We start from the raw sequence: 15,770 nt of genomic DNA on the forward strand, positions 1-15,770 counted from the left end.
ACATTTTTATTTTCACTTTTTTAATGTAAACTTATCCACGTGTGTTGCAAAATAACTGGAGCTCATAACCGGGATTGAACCGGTGACCTCCACCTTACCAAGGTGACGCTCTACCTACTGAGCTATATGAGCATTCAATACATAATGTATTTATTTTAAAATATTTTTGTCAGTTCCTTATTATAAATGATTTTTTTTTGTTTGTCAATACGATTTCATCTTTGTTCTAAACACTTTTCAAGTTTACGTTTTACCCTCTGAAGTGCATTATCAATAGATTTTGCTTGCCTATCTAAATCGCTGGCAATTTCTTGATAAGATTTACCATCAAGATAAGAATTCAAAACTTCCATTTCTAAGCCTGACAATACTTCTTGTATCTTACTTTCTATGTTCTCCATCTCTTCTCTATCTATTATCAATTCTTCGGGATCAGATACCCTTATACCTGATAATATATCTAATAGAGTTCTATCTGATTCTTCGTCATATATAGGCTTATTCAGTGATATATAAGTATTCAGTGGAATATGCTTTTGTCTTGTGGCAGTTTTTACAGCAGTGATTATCTGTCTTGTTATACACAATTCTGCAAAAACCTTAAAAGATGCTAACTTATCATCCTTAAAATCTCTTATAGCTTTAAATAAACCAATCATACCTTCTTGGTATATATCTTCTTTATCAGCACCAATCAAAAAATACGATTTTGCTTTAGCTTTCACAAAGTTCTGATATTTACAAAGAAGATATTCTAGGGCTCTATTGTTTCCCGTCTTAGCCAGAGCTACTATATCTTCATCTTTTTTACCCGTAAACATGGAGTTTAACTCATCATTGCCACTTGTATTTCCCAACAATATCCCCCCCAAAGCATAAATGACCCTAATTAGAATTATACATTAACAAAATTTAGATAGTCAAGATATATTATCTACTTCTCCTTATCTTTTCTAGCTTTTCTGCCACTTCTTTATCTATGGACTCCTCAAAAAGATTTCTATTATGGAAACTCTTGTTCTCACACTGCCTAGATATCTTTCTGTTTGCTTCCTCAATCCAACTGTAAAACTCTATGGACGATACTCTATTGGCACCTCTTTGAAATATTAACTGTTGCTCTAGAGAATCAGATGTTACAACATAGACCTCTGATTTTCTCCCTATATTATTTACAGTCCTCTCTATATAACTATCCGCAGTTTCATCATGCTTTGTAAAAACTATAGTCAAATTTCCTTTTCTATCCTTTTTTTCTATACTTCCCTTTACCATATGCGCATCAAATACCAGTGTTATTCTGCACCCTTTAAAAGCTGCATAGTTAAGAAGTAAGTCAATAAGCTTATTTCTTGCAGCTTCGTAACTATAGTCCTTTATAGCATTTAATTCTGGCCAGCTATTAATTACATTATACCCATCCACAAAAATTTGCTTCAACTCTATACCCCATTTACTTCTACTTCAATCTTTGTTTTAATATTTCATATGCTATCATTCCACATGCTACTGATGCATTTAATGAATTAACCTTTCCTACCATAGGTATTTTAACCAACACATCGCACTTTGATTTAGTTAGCTTTGAAATACCTTTCCCTTCACTTCCTATAACTAAAGCTATAGGTCCTTTTAAGTCCGAATCATAGCAGTATTGAGTCCCATGCATATCTGCTCCATATACCCATATACCAGATTCCTTTAGTTCATCTATAGCTACATTTATATTAGTAACTTTAGCAATTTTTATGTATTCTGTAGCCCCAGCTGAAGTTTTATAAACAGTAGGTGTAACTCCTACATTTTTTCTTTTGGGAATTATTATCCCATGTACTCCACAAACTTCTGCTATTCTTATTATAGACCCAAAATTATGAGGATCTTCAATTTCATCTAATACTAATATAAAGGGATCTTCTCCTTTTTCCTTAGCGTTATTAATTATATCTACTATACCGCAATAATTATATGGAGTTACTATTGCAATTACCCCTTGATGTGCAGCCGTTTCACTTATACCATCTAGTTTCGCTCTATCGACATATTTAACTACTACAGATTTTTCTTTAGCTAATGCTGTAATTACACTTATGGATCCTTTAGTATCTCCTTGTGCTATCATTATATATTCTATTGTTCTATCAGATTTTAGAGCTTCAATAACTGCATTTCTACCTTCAATCATATCTTCTCTTGAGGTTGTATTGAAATTTTCAACTTTTATATTGCTATGAATATTTTCATTTCTGTAGGATTGATTATTTCTTCTTTCACTATTTACATCACCTACAAATCTATTATTATCTCTTCTATTTTTCCCTATACGTTTAGGTCTAGCATTTTTACTACCTTGTCTTTTATCTTCCATCCTTATATCACTCCTATCATCTATTTCTATATCAATTTACATTTTATATAGATAAGTACTTATTTCTTATTTCTATAGCCTTACCACAAGTCATAGACCCTTCTGAACAACTTCCTTTTACACAACTAGGACCGCATCCTTCAAATAAATTTGGTGCTACTTTTTTTACTTCCTTAAGCATAGCATCTGCTAAATCCCTTATTTCCCATTGAGCTCTCATACAGCATCTATGACTAAAGAAATGCATAAGCTCTCTAGCATTCATTGTAACTACAATTTTAGTTGCACATGCATTAGGAAATATATATCTAGCATCCTCAATAGCACTTTTTTCTGCTTTGGACTTTAATGATTTCATCTCTTTTTCTGTGATTTCTTCACATTTTCTTCTTGCTTTATGTTCATTAATATATACATCTAAATTAGAAGCTTTAAGCACTTCAACTAATTTATCATAGTCCTCCTGATCTTTTTTCATCGCCTCTATAAAGATAGCCTTACACTTCTCATCTTTTGCTATAGATGGTGGAATTATATATTCAAAAGCATCTAACTTAACATATCTTTGACTTTGCTGAGAATAAGAAGCAACTCTATGTCTGACCAATTGATGTGTTAAGCTTCTGGATACGCCCTCAATACCAAACGTAAAGCTTACATGTTCAACTGGAGAGTTATGACCATAACTATTCAACATTTTTATAAATCTAATTGTAGTTTCTTCATCTAATCCTTCTGTTATTTCCTCAATTCCTACTGAACTATAACATAATTTAGCTGCTGCAGCTACTACTTTTTCTGGATTTGGAGTAAACTCCATAAGTTTAACTTTTATCATTATTATCACTCATTTCAATAATTTTATTAAGCAAATAATTTAATCTGTCATTCTTTCCTGAAATGTACAAATATCCTATTACAGCTTCAAATCCTGTTGCCCACCTATACTCACCAACATCTGCGTTCTTAGGAGCACTAGATTTAGTATTTCTTCCTCTCTTAAAAACTGACATTTCATCTTCGTCAAACATATCTAAAATTAATTTTGCATAATTACTCTGTGATTTTGCTTTGACAAAATTAACAGTTTTTAAATGCAACTGCTGTACTTTCAATGATTTATTTTCCCCTAATAAATAGGTTCTTATAAATACTTCATACACAGCATCACCTATAAATGCAAGAGTTAATGGGTTTATTAAATGTGCTTCTTTTGCACTAAATTTTTCTTTCAATAAATCAAATTCCATATTTTTCTCCTTAATGAGATAAATCCTATTACAATAATTAAACATAATAATTATATATTTTCAAGATTTTATAGTCAAATCTAACTTTTCCCTAACACAATTCTTATTGATGAATTATTAAAAAATATAGTTATTAAGAGCCCTAATTATTCACTGTCTTCATCTTTTTCTTCCATTTCTAATATACTCTGTTGAAAATTACAGTGATAGAATATACATGCTATGAGAATATTGATGAACGTCCCTTGAAGTTCGTGCTGAAATAAGGTTTTTTGCCCCTAAAAAATATAGGCGTAGCCTCACATTCTGACTCTATGTATTTAAAAAGAAACATATAATTACTAAGGTACTTAGTTGAAACACCTTTATAGGGCATCATAAAACTTTTCACTTTGCTATGAAGGTTATTAATTCTTTGGATATTATATGAACCTACTCTGCGAGAACCCGTAGGGACTGCTACATATTTTGATTTACTATAGGAAGATAGTGTTTTGTAACTAAACAGTGAATCGGTTACAAGGACACTATCTTTTTTTATTACACTTCCTAGTACTCGAATATATTCATTCCATGTATTAATCTCTTTTCTTGAATAATATATTGGAGTATTTGTAACACTAATAAAAGATTTTAAGCAAGTTTTGCATAGATATCTCTGTGTTGTTTTATTCTTACCATTTTTTATAATACGGCTGCTATCGCAGTAAGGGCAACATAACTCTTTAACCTTTTTATTCCTCAAAACATCATTCATTGTTTTGCTTATATCTAAAATTAGTTTTATTCTTTCATTTCCTTTTAATTCCCTAGCTAACGCTAACACTTCGTGATAATTTGGCGAACTCATTTTGAAACCTCCATAATTAATGTTCATATAAATTCTCCCCCAAATTTATCACTTTAATCAACTACAGAGCCTTGAGTAAACTCAACAGATAGTTGAGTTCCTCTAAAAGGACTAGTTATTGTTGTAGTTTAAGTTTCAATATACAATGAATGTATACTAATCGATTAGGTAAAAGTACAATATTTTATAATTAGTCATTAGGAGGAATAGTCATGGTAATGGAAATAGGAAAGCAAATTAAGACTTTACGAGTTCAAAAGGGAGTTACACAGGAAGAATTGGCAAATCACTTAGGAATTTCCTATCAAGCTGTATCAAAGTGGGAAAATGATATTACACTTCCTGATATCCAGTTACTTCCGATTTTAGCTGTGTATTTTGGAGTTACAATCGATGAACTTTTTGAAATATCTAATGAATCACAAATTCAACGTATTGAGAATATGTTAGAATCAGAAAGATTTATTAGTGATGAAAAATTTAAATACACTGAGGAATTTTTACACACACTTTTAAAGAATAAGGATAATAAAGGAGAACCTTATTATCTTTTAGCTGAATTATATAATCATAAAGCTAAAACAGCTATGGATATTGCTTCTGATTATGCGAAAAAAGCTCTAACTATAGATCCTGTTAATAAAGGTTATCACAATGCTCTCGTAAGAGCAGAAAATGGAGCTTTTGGAGACTTTTACTGCAATAGACATCATTCATTGATAGAATATTATAAAGGATTTATTAAAGAACATCCGGGGGAAAGAAGAGGATATGTATTTTTATTTGATCAACTTATGGATGATAGACGATTTAAGGAAGCAAGGTATATTTTAAATGAAATTGAAAGACTAGGGTCCCATGTTGAAAATTTAGCATTTGAAGGTGATATTGAATTTGCTTTAGGAAATATTGATAAAGCTATTGAATTTTGGAATAAAAATGTTGAAGAGCATTCAAATGAATGGGGATCATACTTTTTACGTGGAGAACGTTTTGTAAATATTGAAAGATATAAAGAAGCTATAGAGGATTATAAAAAGTCTATGGAGTTTCAACCAAAGCCACGTATTGTAGATCCTTTAGTTGCTATGGCTCAGGTCTATGAAATTTTATGTGAATATGATAATTCTATTGAGGCTCATAAAGAAAAAATTAGCATAATAAAAAATGAATATGGAATTTCAACTGGTGAGCTTATAGATGAGTCTACAAGGGAAATAGAACGTCTAAGGAAACTATATAATTTATAATATACGTAGAGAGCTAGGTTAAATTTAGCAATTGACCTAGCTCTCACTATAACTGTGAAAATAATTTACATTATTACTTATTTATATATAGTTATCAGTTTTATATTATATTCATTTTAAATTTTATGAATTATAATTACATGTTTTTCCTATATAAGAAATTATTTGCGTTGTTAAAGTGCTTCTTTTATAATAAAATAATATATATCTATAAAATAAAAAGAAGGTATATAAAATGTTTGACTTTAAATTTGATTGGCAAGATGATTTAAATACCAATATTGAGAGAATTGATGAACAGCATAAAGAACTTTTTAAAATTGCTCGTAAGATAGAGCAATTATTGATAACAAAATGTGCTACAGTAGATTCTAAAATTCTTCTTGATATAATATGTGAGCTTAGAGAATATATTTCTTATAGCTTTTATGAAGAAGAGAAAATAATGAAAGAAGCTAATTACTTTAATTATGAAGAACATATAAAATCTCATGAGGAGTTAAAAAAAGTCATTATGAATATTGAGCTATCAGTATTAAAGGAAAGGCCTTGTGAAGAATTAAAGAAAATCAAGGATTCTGTACAGGACTGGATTTTTCAGCACATGATGATAGAAGATAAAGCAATGGCAGAAGAAATATTAAAGAGTCCAACCTACATCTAGAATGTAAGTTGGACTCTTTAAATTTTATTTCTTTTTACCTAAAATGCGTATCAAGTATATAAATAAGTTAACGAAATCTAAATATAATTCTAAAGCGGCAATTATAGCAAACTTATTTGTGGTAGCGGCATCATAACCGTAATTTTGCTCATGTATTAATTTAACTTTTTGCATATCATAGGCTGTTAATGCACAGAAAACTGCAATACCAATATAATTAACCAACATAGATAACTGATCAGAACCTATAAAGAGATTGAATAGGCTAGTAACTAATATTCCAACAACCCCCATTATAGCAATTCTACCTACCATTGATAAGTCCTTTTTGGAGGTCATACCTATCATGCTACAACAAAAAAACATGGCAGAAGTTACTACAAAAATACTTATGATGGACTCGAGACTGTAGATAGTAAATATTGCCCCAAAAGTAAATCCGTTTACTATAGAATAGGTTATAAACATGGCAAAAGCAGCTTGAACAGAAAGTTTATTAATCTTTCTGCTAAGTAAAACTACTAAAGCTAATTCCACAACAATAATACCTATTACGAAAGCTGGGTTACTATAGATTAACAGCATCATAGAAATATTAGTGGAAATAAAATAACCTACTGTAAAGGTAATTATTAGTCCGATAGCCATATATAATAAGGTCTTATTTATAAAATTATTTTGGCTCTTACTATATGAAATTTCATTCATAATATCACTCCTTCAATAAATATAATATATGAAATATTATACAATATATTTAGGATTAATAAATAGATTATATACATTAAAAGAAAAAATTCAGGAACTATTAATATATTTTAAAGCAATTGAGGAAGTGTTGTAAGTAAAACATGAAGAAATAGAATAAATTTGGAAAGAATTTCAATGAAATGATATAATAAAAAATGCATAAAAGAAATTTTCTCTGAAAGCCCCATGGTTACAGTAAATAGTTAACTAGTTAAATATATAAATAGTTCTCTATATAACTAGTTATATATTTTTATAGAGAAATTTTATATCCAATAATATAATTTTATGGAGGATGAAATGGATAAAAAGATACTTATAGGAGAAATGGCTAAGATTCACAATATATCAACTCAGACACTAAGGTATTATGATTCTATTGGATTACTTAAGCCTAGACATAAAGATGAGGAGAATGGATATAGATATTATGATATTGAACAGTTTGCTCAGCTTGATTCTATTTTATTTTTAAAAAAGCTGGGAATGCCCCTTAAGGATATAAAAAAGTATTTTTCAAATAGAAATCTTAAAATACTAATTGATCTCCTTAATAAGAAAGAGAAGGACATAGATAAAGAAATTGAACTTTTGGAAAGATATAAAAAAAGTATCTCTAAAAAACTTGAGTTTTTGGAAGAAAGTATAGAAGAAGCTAGACTTGAAGAATGTGAAATAGTTGATTTAGAGGATAGAGATATAATATATATTTCTCTAAATGATAGAATAGATATATATAGTGTAGAATATGGAATAAAAGAATTAAGTAATAGATTGGGAGATAATCTTTGTTTATTTGATGGAAGAATAGGAGCTTTTATATCACAAGAAGATATTTTAAATAAAAGGTATACTACCTTTAGAGATATTGCTTTAATTTTTGATCATGGCATTTTTAACCATAAAAATATAAAAACTTTGCATAAAGGAAGATATGCAAGGATAATTTATAGAGGGCTCTATGATTATGCAGAAGGTTACTTTAATAAGCTCATAAATTTTATGGATATAAATGGACTAGAGAGTGTTGGAGATGGCATAGTTCTTACCATAACTGATTCTGCCTTTTCTTCAAAGGAAGAAGAGTATTTAACAGAAATACAAATTCCTTTAAAATAAATGATTGACATTATAGTTACTATAAGGTTTAGAATATTAACTTGTGAGAGATAAGAGTGCTAGATTAATTACACATTAAATAAATTATTTTAAGTAGGTGATATTATGAACTTTGTAGAGTTAACGGAAATGAGATTAAAGAAATTATTGATAAAATTTTTGTTTCCTAGCATACTAGCTATGCTAGCAACGTCAGTAAATATTCTTTGTGATACCATATTTATAAGTCAAGGAGTTGGAAAAGAGGGCCTTTCTGCTTTAGGAATAGCTATACCTATATATAATGTATATAATGCAGTATCCCTTTTAATAGGAATGGGAGGAGCTACCTTATACTCAATTAATATGGGTAAAAAGAAGAAGGAAAAAGCAAACCAAATCTTTAGCACATCCCTTTTTGTAGCAATTATAATTGGGTTAAGTATTTCTATATTTGGTTATATTTTTTCAAAAAATGTAGCTATATTATTTGGAGCTTCAGAAGAAATATTAGGACTTTCAAATGAGTATTTAAAAATAATATTATTATCAGGGATAAATTTTATATTATCAGGAGTTTTACAGGCATTTATAAGAAATGATGGTGCTCCAAAGCTTTCTATGGTTGCCGGAATTACTGGTAACATGTTTAATGTGGTTTTTGACTATATATTTATTTTTGTATTTGACATGGGTATGAGAGGCGCTGCCATAGCAACTGCTATAGCACCAATGGTAACTTTAATAATTATAGCTACTAAATTTATTAAAAAATCTGGATATCTTAGATTCAACTATAATTTGATTAGAATTCCATATATTAAAAATATATTTAAGGTAGGAATATCAAGCTCATTCATTGAGGTATCTGGAGCTATTGTTATAATTCTATTCAACTATATTTTAATAGATATGATAGGCGAGATTGGAGTAGCTGCTTATAGTATTATTAGTAATATTGCTTTAATTGGAGTTGCAATATTATCTGGAATAAGCCAAGCTATTCAGCCAATAATAAGTGTTAATTTTGGAGCTGTNNTAGAGTAATTAAAACTAGAAAAGCAGCCATATACATTGCAATTGCTTTTGGAATAGTATTTTTCTTAGTAGGAAATGTCTTTACAAAAGAAGTAATTAGCTTTTTTAATAATTCAGACATAAAGCTTATGGAAATTACAGCTAGAGGTATGAGAATATATTTTGCCGCATTTATATTTATTGGAATAAATATGGTTAATATATCATTTTTTCAAGCAATTAGTCATGCTAAGATATCAAATACTATGTCTATTATAAAGAGTTTTGCATTAGTATTAATTAATCTATGTATTCTTCCGAAAGTATTCGGTATAAATGGATTATGGTCTACCATACCAGTTGCAGAGTTTATTACTTTAATCATTGGTATATTTATAGTTAAATATAATATGAATTACTTAAAGTGTAAGGCATAAAATTAATGAATAAAGTTACAGCATATAAATTTGCTTTTATGTACATTTATATGCTGTATTTTTATATAAATATATAGATGAAGATTAAAAAATTGGAAAAACTACTTCACATGTCGTAGTAATTGTGATATAGTATAATTACTACGACAGGTAAAGTACGATAGTAATAGTAATTGAATAAAATACACTAAAGATATAGTTATATATGAAATAGGTAAGTAGTAGGTGGAGAAAGGAGGATAACATTTGATAAGCAGTGATGTTATTAGAGGATATAATGATACTATAATTCTTTTTACTCTCCTAGATAGGGAGTCCTATGGATATGAGATATCTAAAACTATAAAAAAACTATCAGAGGAAAAATATATTATAAAGGAAACAACATTATATTCTGCCTTTACAAGGCTGGAAAACAACGGTTATATAGAATCTTTTTATGGAGATGAGACCTTTGGAAAGAGAAGAACTTATTATAGAATCACACAAAAAGGACTCGATTACTATAAAGAAAAGTGTGAAGAATGGAAGGTTATTAAAGAAGTAATGAGTAAATTTATAAAGGAGATGGAGAACTATGGAGACCATTAGAAATTATTTAGAAAATATTTTTTCAAGTTTACCAAAATCAGCAGAAATTATAAAATTAAAAGATGAGTTGCTTTCTAATATGGAAGAAAAATATTGGGAACTTAAAGAAAGTGGAAAAACTGAAAATGAAGCCATTGGAATTGTAATTTCTGAGTTTGGAAACATTGATGAGTTAATAAAGGAGTTGGGAATTGAAAATAGAAAGCAATTAGATAATATTCCGACTATTACCATGGAAGAAGCAGAAAATTACATGAGGGATAAAGTTAAATATGGAAAGCTTATTGCTGTTGGTGTTATGTTATGTATATTAGCACCAGCAATACTAATGTTTACTCATAATATTATAATAGGTGGAGTATTTGGTACAGAAATTAATGTGGAAACTTTAGAAGGACTCAGTGTTATCCCATTGTTTATTCTTATAGCTATTGCTGTAGGGTTATTTATATATGCTGGTACTCAACTTGACAAGTATAAGTATTTAGAAGATGATTTCATATGTCCATTACATGTACAGCAAAGAGTAAAAATTAAAAAAGAAGAATTCTCATCCAATTTTACTAAATTAAATATAATTGGAGTTACACTTTGTGTACTGTCACCTGTTGCGTTAATTGGTATATCAGCAATTGGAGGATATGATAATGACATATTATCTAATTATGGAGCAATTATATTATTAATAATGGTAGCTATTGCAGTGTTTATATTTGTAAGAGTTGGGAATATAAATAATAGCTATAATGCACTTTTACAAATTGAAGAATATTCATCAAAATGTAAGGAAAATAATACAGTTATAGGTGATGTTGCATCAGTTGTATGGCCTATTGCCACAGCAATATTTTTGATTTGGGGGTTAGGATTTAATGGATGGCATATTTGCTGGATTATATTCCCTATTACTGGAATACTCTTTGGAGCTTTTAGTGGAGTATATGCCTTAATAAAGCGTAATAATAAAAGATAAATTAGTAAAATAGCTAGTCATGAACTTAAAGTTTGACTAGTTATTTTACTTTAAGCAAAGAACTCTGTTTATACTGGAGTTAATTCTCCAGTGGTGGAATCCATAATAAAACCATAGACGTTAATATCTTTTGGTATTAGAGGATGTTTTGTAATGATATCTACTGTTTCAGCTACTGAAGTATTAACATTATCAAATCCACTTAACCATGAATCAAAGTTAACTCCGAAGTATTTAACCAAATTTATTTGATCTTCAGTAATGTTTCTAAGTTTCATTTTTTCAATAATTTTTTTACTATTCATATGTTGTGCTCCACAGTCTGTATGACCAATTACAAAAATTTCTTCAACCCCTAAATCATATATAGCTACTAGTAAGCTACGAGCTACACTTCCAAAAGGATGAGATATTGAACCACCAGCATTTTTAATAATTTTTACATCACCATTTTTAAATCCAAGGGCAGCGGGAAGAAGTTCCGTTAGCCTAGTATCCATACATGTAACTATGGCTATTTTTTTATCTGGATATTTACTTGTAATATATCTTTCATATTCTTTATTTTCTACAAATTCTTTATTGTATTTCAAAATTTCATCTATCATATTTTCACGTCCTTAATATAAGTATTATTAAGTGTAAAAAGTAAATTTTAAATATCTTAATAATTTTATACAAATACTTAATTATCACTTAATAAATAGATTTTATTTTAAATGTAAACTAAATACAAGGAATTTCTCATTTTTTTCACAATATAAAAAATAAATTTAAAGTGAACTTGAAAATAATATAATGATTAGTTAATTATAGAAATATATAAATTATTTATAATAATTACTAGTGAATATGATATAGTGGAATAGATTAACAAGAGTATTCTTATATGATATAATATTATTCAGAGTATAATAATTATTATGATAATTTGTTAAATTAATATTTAAAGGAAATAAAGTTATATATTTGACTTTAGATGTTGGGGGAGTAGATACTATGGTAGATAAACTTTCTGTTTTATTTATGTATTGGATAATCTACAGTTTGTTAGGATGGATAGTAGAAACAATATATTGCTCTGTTCTTGATGGCTATTTTGTAGAAAGAGGTTTTTTAAATGGGCCATTGTGTCCTATATATGGTTTTGGAGCACTTTTTGTTTTATTATTGCTAAATCAATATAGTAATAATGTAGTTATAGTATTTATTTTTGGTATAATCTATACAACTATTATAGAGTATATAACTAGTTTTATTATGGAAAAATTATTTAAAATGAGATGGTGGGATTATTCTGATTATAAATTTAATATTAGAGGAAGAGTTTGTTTGAGAAACTCTTTTTTGTTTGGATTTCTATGTGTGGTACTAATTGAGATAATACATCCTTTCACAGAGAATATTATGACTAGAATTCCAATAACAATAGTCCACTTATTATCTATTTGTATTTTAATAATTATTCTAGTAGATTTATTCATATCTATAAATTCCATAATAAATCTTAATCATAAGTTAGAAGAAATTCATCATATTAAAGAAGAAATATGGAATAAATTATATGAAGAAGGTATAGTAAGAAAATTAGAAAACTTACGTATAATAACAGATAGCAAATTAAATAACCTAAAGGAATTTAAGGGAAATATAACTGAATTTAAAGAAAATATATCTATAGATAAAGTAGAAATATCCCTTCGTAAAAAGTATAAGTCTCTCTTAATGGAAACTAAGTATGTGGAGCGGAGATTAATATGTGCCTTTCCTAAATTAAAATCTCAAAGACATAATGAAGCTTTACATGAATTAAGAAAGGCTATGAAGGACATTGAAAATGAAGATTATTTGGAAAAAATATTAAAATTTATAAACAAGTTATTTAAAAGAAGTAATAATTTTTAAAATTATAAAACATTAATTTATATAAAAACAGTGTATATAGTATTAGAAGTATTGTCTTTAAATTAACTTGTAAAGGAGAATGATAATGTTTGATTCAAAGGAAAATGGAGATGGAAAAAATACTAGAATATTTATGTGGTCGAAAAATTCTACAAGAAATGATGTTATCAATATTGCTTGGCCTGTTCTGTTAGAACTTCTTATGGGTTCCCTTTTTGGAATGGTAGATATGATGATGCTTGGAAGAATGGGCGATAATTCATTGGCTGCAGCTTCTGTATCTGCTGTAGGTATGACAAATCAGCCATTATTTATAGGATTGTCTCTTGTACAAGCTTTAAATGTTGGGGGAACAGCAATAATTGCTAGATACCTTGGATCAAAAAGAACTGATAAAATAGAAAATAATTTAAAGCATGTAATATTATTGAGTTTGATAATGTTAGCTATACCTATATCAGTATTGGGAATAATTTTTACAGGACCAATTATGAAATTTATGGGGGCAGCCAATGATACATTACAAGTAGGTGGAAGTTATTTTAAAATTATTATGATTGGATTTATATTTCAATCTTTTAATATGTCAATATCTGCAGCACTTAGAGGTATTGGGGAAACCAAAACACCTATGAAGATAAATTTAAGAGCTAATTTTTTTAATGTTATTGGGAATGCAGTTCTTATATATGGTCTTTTTGGACTTCCTAAACTTGGTGTTACGGGAGCTGGAATATCTACTGCTATATCTAATGTAATAGCAAGTATATTTTTATTTAGGTATATTATAAAAGGTAAAAGTATAATTAAATTAGATATTAAAAAATCATTTAAAATTGATAAAAATGTTATTTATAATCTAGTAAAGATAGGTGTACCTGCATCTCTTGAACAGTTAGTTTTAAGAGTTGGAGTACTTATGTTTGTAAGAATAGTTGCAGGACTTGGAACTGTAGTGTATGCATCACATCAAATATCATTAAATATATTAAGTCTTTCTTTTCAACCAGGACAAGCTTTTGGAATTACAGCTTCATCCCTGGTAGGTAGAAGCATAGGAGCTAGAGAGCTTTCAAAGGCGGAGAGTTATGCCAAGGAAACCAGAAAGATTGGTTCCTTGATATCCACTTTTATGGCTATAATTTTCTTCTTTTTTGGTCCGCAGATTGTAGGTTTATATTCAAAGGATCCAAGGATTATACAAAATGCATCTATAGCTTTAAAAATAATAGCATTAGTTCAACCATTTCAATCATCACAACTAATATTAGCAGGAGCTTTAAGAGGTGCAGGGGACACCTTCTGGCCACTAGTTGCTACCTTTGTTGGAGTATTATTAATAAGAGTTGTTTTAGCTCACTTGCTTGTAAATATATTTGGGTATGGATTAGCAGGAGCATGGATGGCTGTATTCATGGATCAATTTGTAAGATGGTTTTTTGTTTACATGAGATTTAGAACAGGAAAATGGAAATATATAAAAATAAGGTAGATATACATATACACTATAAAGGTTATCTTAAATACATACTTATAAAGTCTTAGTATGGATAATATTTAATTTAATTTACTTTAGGTTTTATATGATTAGAGTATAGTGTAGTAATGAATAAATTATAAGTTAAGAGGGAAAGCATGGATGAAATAAAAAAAATATTTAATTTAAATATTGGACTAGTATTAGCTGGTGGAGGTGCAAAGGGTGCCTATGAGGCAGGTGTATTTAAGGCACTTTGGGAGTTAGACATAATAAGAAGAGTTTCAGTTGTATCAGGAACGTCAATAGGTACAATAAATGGACTTTTATTATCTATGAATGACAATAGTATAATGGACAAAAGTTGGTCAAGTCTAACTTATTCTAGATTTATTAATCATGAAAGCTTGGCAAGAGATTTAAAAATTTCTCAGTTAATAAAAAAAGCTAAGAATATAGGCAAGGAACAAAAATTTAATGAACTGCTTAGTGTAAGTGATATAGGTTTACTTTCTCAAAGTGGCATACGTAAGTTTATTGAGGAGTATGTTGATTTAAAAGTAATTAAAGACTCAAGAAAAACTCTATATGCATGTGCATATAATATAGACCTGAAAACACCTGAGTATTTTAGATTAAATGATTATGACAATGAGAAACTTATAGACATTGTACTTGCGTCCTGTGCAGTACCATTTATTTTTNNATAAATGAGTATAGATATTCAGATGGGGGTATAAATAGTCCTAAATATGATTATCAAAATGCAGATAATGTACCAATAGCTCCTCTTAAAAATCATAATTGCGATATTATCATAGTTGTACATTTATCTTATAAGCATCAATTAGATAGAACAGGATTTGAAGACTGCAATATTATTGAAATATATCCTTCTATGCATTTAGAAGCAGTAAGTGGTATAGGTACAGTTAATATAAGACAAAGTACATTAAATCAACACATTGACCTGGGATATCGAGATGGACTTTCAATTTTATCCCCTATGATAATAGACATGATGAAGGGAAAATCCCTAGGGAAGTTAATTGAAAAGCATGAGGAATATAACAAAGAATTACTAAGTAATAATCATTTCTTTTAAAAGAATGGTATCATAGATTTCCAATATATTGGAAG

General features: G+C 28.6%; 19 protein-coding genes and 1 tRNA gene. 11 read left to right on the forward strand and 9 right to left on the reverse strand.

Features of this window, described 5'->3' with window-relative positions:
• Positions 1–56: 56 nt before the first annotated feature.
• From B2671_RS14425 to B2671_RS14455, 7 genes are all read right to left on the reverse strand, one after another.
• Positions 57–132 (reverse strand) — tRNA-Thr (locus B2671_RS14425).
• A gap of 83 nt (positions 133–215) precedes the next feature.
• Entirely contained in the window at positions 216–821 is a 606-nt protein-coding gene (sigH, locus tag B2671_RS14430; RefSeq protein ID WP_051824237.1) for an RNA polymerase sporulation sigma factor SigH, read from the reverse strand.
• A 109-nt stretch (positions 822–930) separates the two neighbouring features.
• Positions 931–1,440, reverse strand: a complete 510-nt coding sequence (locus tag B2671_RS14435) for an NYN domain-containing protein (RefSeq protein ID WP_346871026.1) — start codon at positions 1,438–1,440, stop codon at positions 931–933.
• Between the two features lie 19 nt (positions 1,441–1,459).
• Positions 1,460–2,185, reverse strand: coding sequence for a 23S rRNA (guanosine(2251)-2'-O)-methyltransferase RlmB (gene rlmB, locus B2671_RS14440; RefSeq protein ID WP_346867662.1), 726 nt, complete (start codon positions 2,183–2,185; stop codon positions 1,460–1,462).
• Between the two features lie 226 nt (positions 2,186–2,411).
• Positions 2,412–3,209, reverse strand: a complete 798-nt coding sequence (thyX, locus tag B2671_RS14445) for an FAD-dependent thymidylate synthase (protein WP_346871091.1) — start codon at positions 3,207–3,209, stop codon at positions 2,412–2,414.
• A complete protein-coding gene (locus B2671_RS14450) occupies positions 3,193–3,618 on the reverse strand; it encodes a Mini-ribonuclease 3 (RefSeq protein WP_346871027.1) in 426 nt (141 codons plus the stop codon). The genes thyX and B2671_RS14450 overlap by 17 nt, the downstream gene beginning before the upstream one ends.
• Positions 3,619–3,838: 220 nt before the next feature.
• Positions 3,839–4,468 (reverse strand): IS1/IS1595 family N-terminal zinc-binding domain-containing protein, encoded by a 630-nt coding sequence (locus B2671_RS14455; RefSeq protein WP_346871028.1) that lies wholly within the window; start codon positions 4,466–4,468, stop codon positions 3,839–3,841.
• A gap of 212 nt (positions 4,469–4,680) precedes the next feature.
• Here B2671_RS14455 and B2671_RS14460 point away from each other — a divergent pair, with 212 nt between their 5' ends.
• Together B2671_RS14460 and B2671_RS14465 are read left to right on the forward strand one after the other, a co-directional pair.
• Positions 4,681–5,718 carry a helix-turn-helix domain-containing protein gene (locus B2671_RS14460; protein WP_346871029.1) on the forward strand — a complete coding sequence of 346 codons (1,038 nt, stop codon included), beginning with the start codon at positions 4,681–4,683 and terminating at the stop codon, positions 5,716–5,718.
• 235 nt (positions 5,719–5,953) lie between these two features.
• Positions 5,954–6,382 (forward strand): hemerythrin family protein, encoded by a 429-nt coding sequence (locus B2671_RS14465; RefSeq protein WP_346871030.1) that lies wholly within the window; start codon positions 5,954–5,956, stop codon positions 6,380–6,382.
• Between the two features lie 24 nt (positions 6,383–6,406).
• On the opposite strand, the gene B2671_RS14470 is transcribed toward B2671_RS14465, so the two are convergent.
• Complete coding sequence (locus B2671_RS14470) at positions 6,407–7,090, reverse strand: Bax inhibitor-1/YccA family protein (protein WP_346871031.1); 684 nt, start codon at positions 7,088–7,090, stop codon at positions 6,407–6,409.
• 342 nt (positions 7,091–7,432) lie between these two features.
• On the opposite strand from B2671_RS14470, the gene B2671_RS14475 reads away from it, so the two are divergent.
• The 5 genes from B2671_RS14475 to B2671_RS14495 all read left to right on the forward strand — a co-directional run bounded on the left by B2671_RS14475 (position 7,433) and on the right by B2671_RS14495 (position 11,248).
• Complete coding sequence (locus B2671_RS14475; protein ID WP_346871032.1) at positions 7,433–8,251, forward strand: MerR family transcriptional regulator; 819 nt, start codon at positions 7,433–7,435, stop codon at positions 8,249–8,251.
• 129 nt (positions 8,252–8,380) lie between these two features.
• Entirely contained in the window at positions 8,381–9,277 is an 897-nt protein-coding gene (locus tag B2671_RS14480) for an MATE family efflux transporter (protein WP_422653244.1), read from the forward strand.
• 140 nt (positions 9,278–9,417) lie between these two features.
• Positions 9,418–9,684, forward strand: coding sequence for a hypothetical protein (locus B2671_RS14485; RefSeq protein WP_346871034.1), 267 nt, complete (start codon positions 9,418–9,420; stop codon positions 9,682–9,684).
• Between the two features lie 246 nt (positions 9,685–9,930).
• Positions 9,931–10,275, forward strand: a complete 345-nt coding sequence (locus B2671_RS14490) for a PadR family transcriptional regulator (RefSeq protein WP_346871035.1) — start codon at positions 9,931–9,933, stop codon at positions 10,273–10,275.
• A complete protein-coding gene (locus tag B2671_RS14495) occupies positions 10,262–11,248 on the forward strand; it encodes a permease prefix domain 1-containing protein (RefSeq protein ID WP_346871036.1) in 987 nt (328 codons plus the stop codon). The genes B2671_RS14490 and B2671_RS14495 overlap by 14 nt, the downstream gene beginning before the upstream one ends.
• Positions 11,249–11,316: 68 nt before the next feature.
• On the opposite strand, the gene B2671_RS14500 is transcribed toward B2671_RS14495, so the two are convergent.
• Positions 11,317–11,856 (reverse strand): carbonic anhydrase, encoded by a 540-nt coding sequence (locus B2671_RS14500; protein ID WP_346871037.1) that lies wholly within the window; start codon positions 11,854–11,856, stop codon positions 11,317–11,319.
• Positions 11,857–12,247: 391 nt separating this feature from the next.
• Here B2671_RS14500 and B2671_RS14505 point away from each other — a divergent pair, with 391 nt between their 5' ends.
• The 4 genes from B2671_RS14505 (at position 12,248) to B2671_RS14520 (ending at position 15,735) form a co-directional block, all read left to right on the forward strand.
• The gene (locus B2671_RS14505; protein ID WP_346871038.1) at positions 12,248–13,153 is read left to right on the forward strand and encodes a putative ABC transporter permease; all 906 of its coding nucleotides are present in this window, start codon (positions 12,248–12,250) and stop codon (positions 13,151–13,153) included.
• 85 nt (positions 13,154–13,238) lie between these two features.
• Positions 13,239–14,645 (forward strand): MATE family efflux transporter, encoded by a 1,407-nt coding sequence (locus tag B2671_RS14510; RefSeq protein WP_346871039.1) that lies wholly within the window; start codon positions 13,239–13,241, stop codon positions 14,643–14,645.
• A gap of 143 nt (positions 14,646–14,788) precedes the next feature.
• Positions 14,789–15,340 (forward strand): patatin-like phospholipase family protein, encoded by a 552-nt coding sequence (locus B2671_RS14515; RefSeq protein ID WP_346871040.1) that lies wholly within the window; start codon positions 14,789–14,791, stop codon positions 15,338–15,340.
• A 188-nt stretch (positions 15,341–15,528) separates the two neighbouring features.
• A complete protein-coding gene (locus B2671_RS14520) occupies positions 15,529–15,735 on the forward strand; it encodes a hypothetical protein (RefSeq protein WP_346871041.1) in 207 nt (68 codons plus the stop codon).
• The last annotated feature ends 35 nt before the right edge of the window (positions 15,736–15,770 follow it).

Source organism: Clostridium sp. UBA5119 (genome assembly GCF_002414285.1).
In the GTDB taxonomy this organism is placed as follows: domain Bacteria; phylum Bacillota; class Clostridia; order Clostridiales; family Clostridiaceae; genus Clostridium_J; species Clostridium_J sulfidigenes.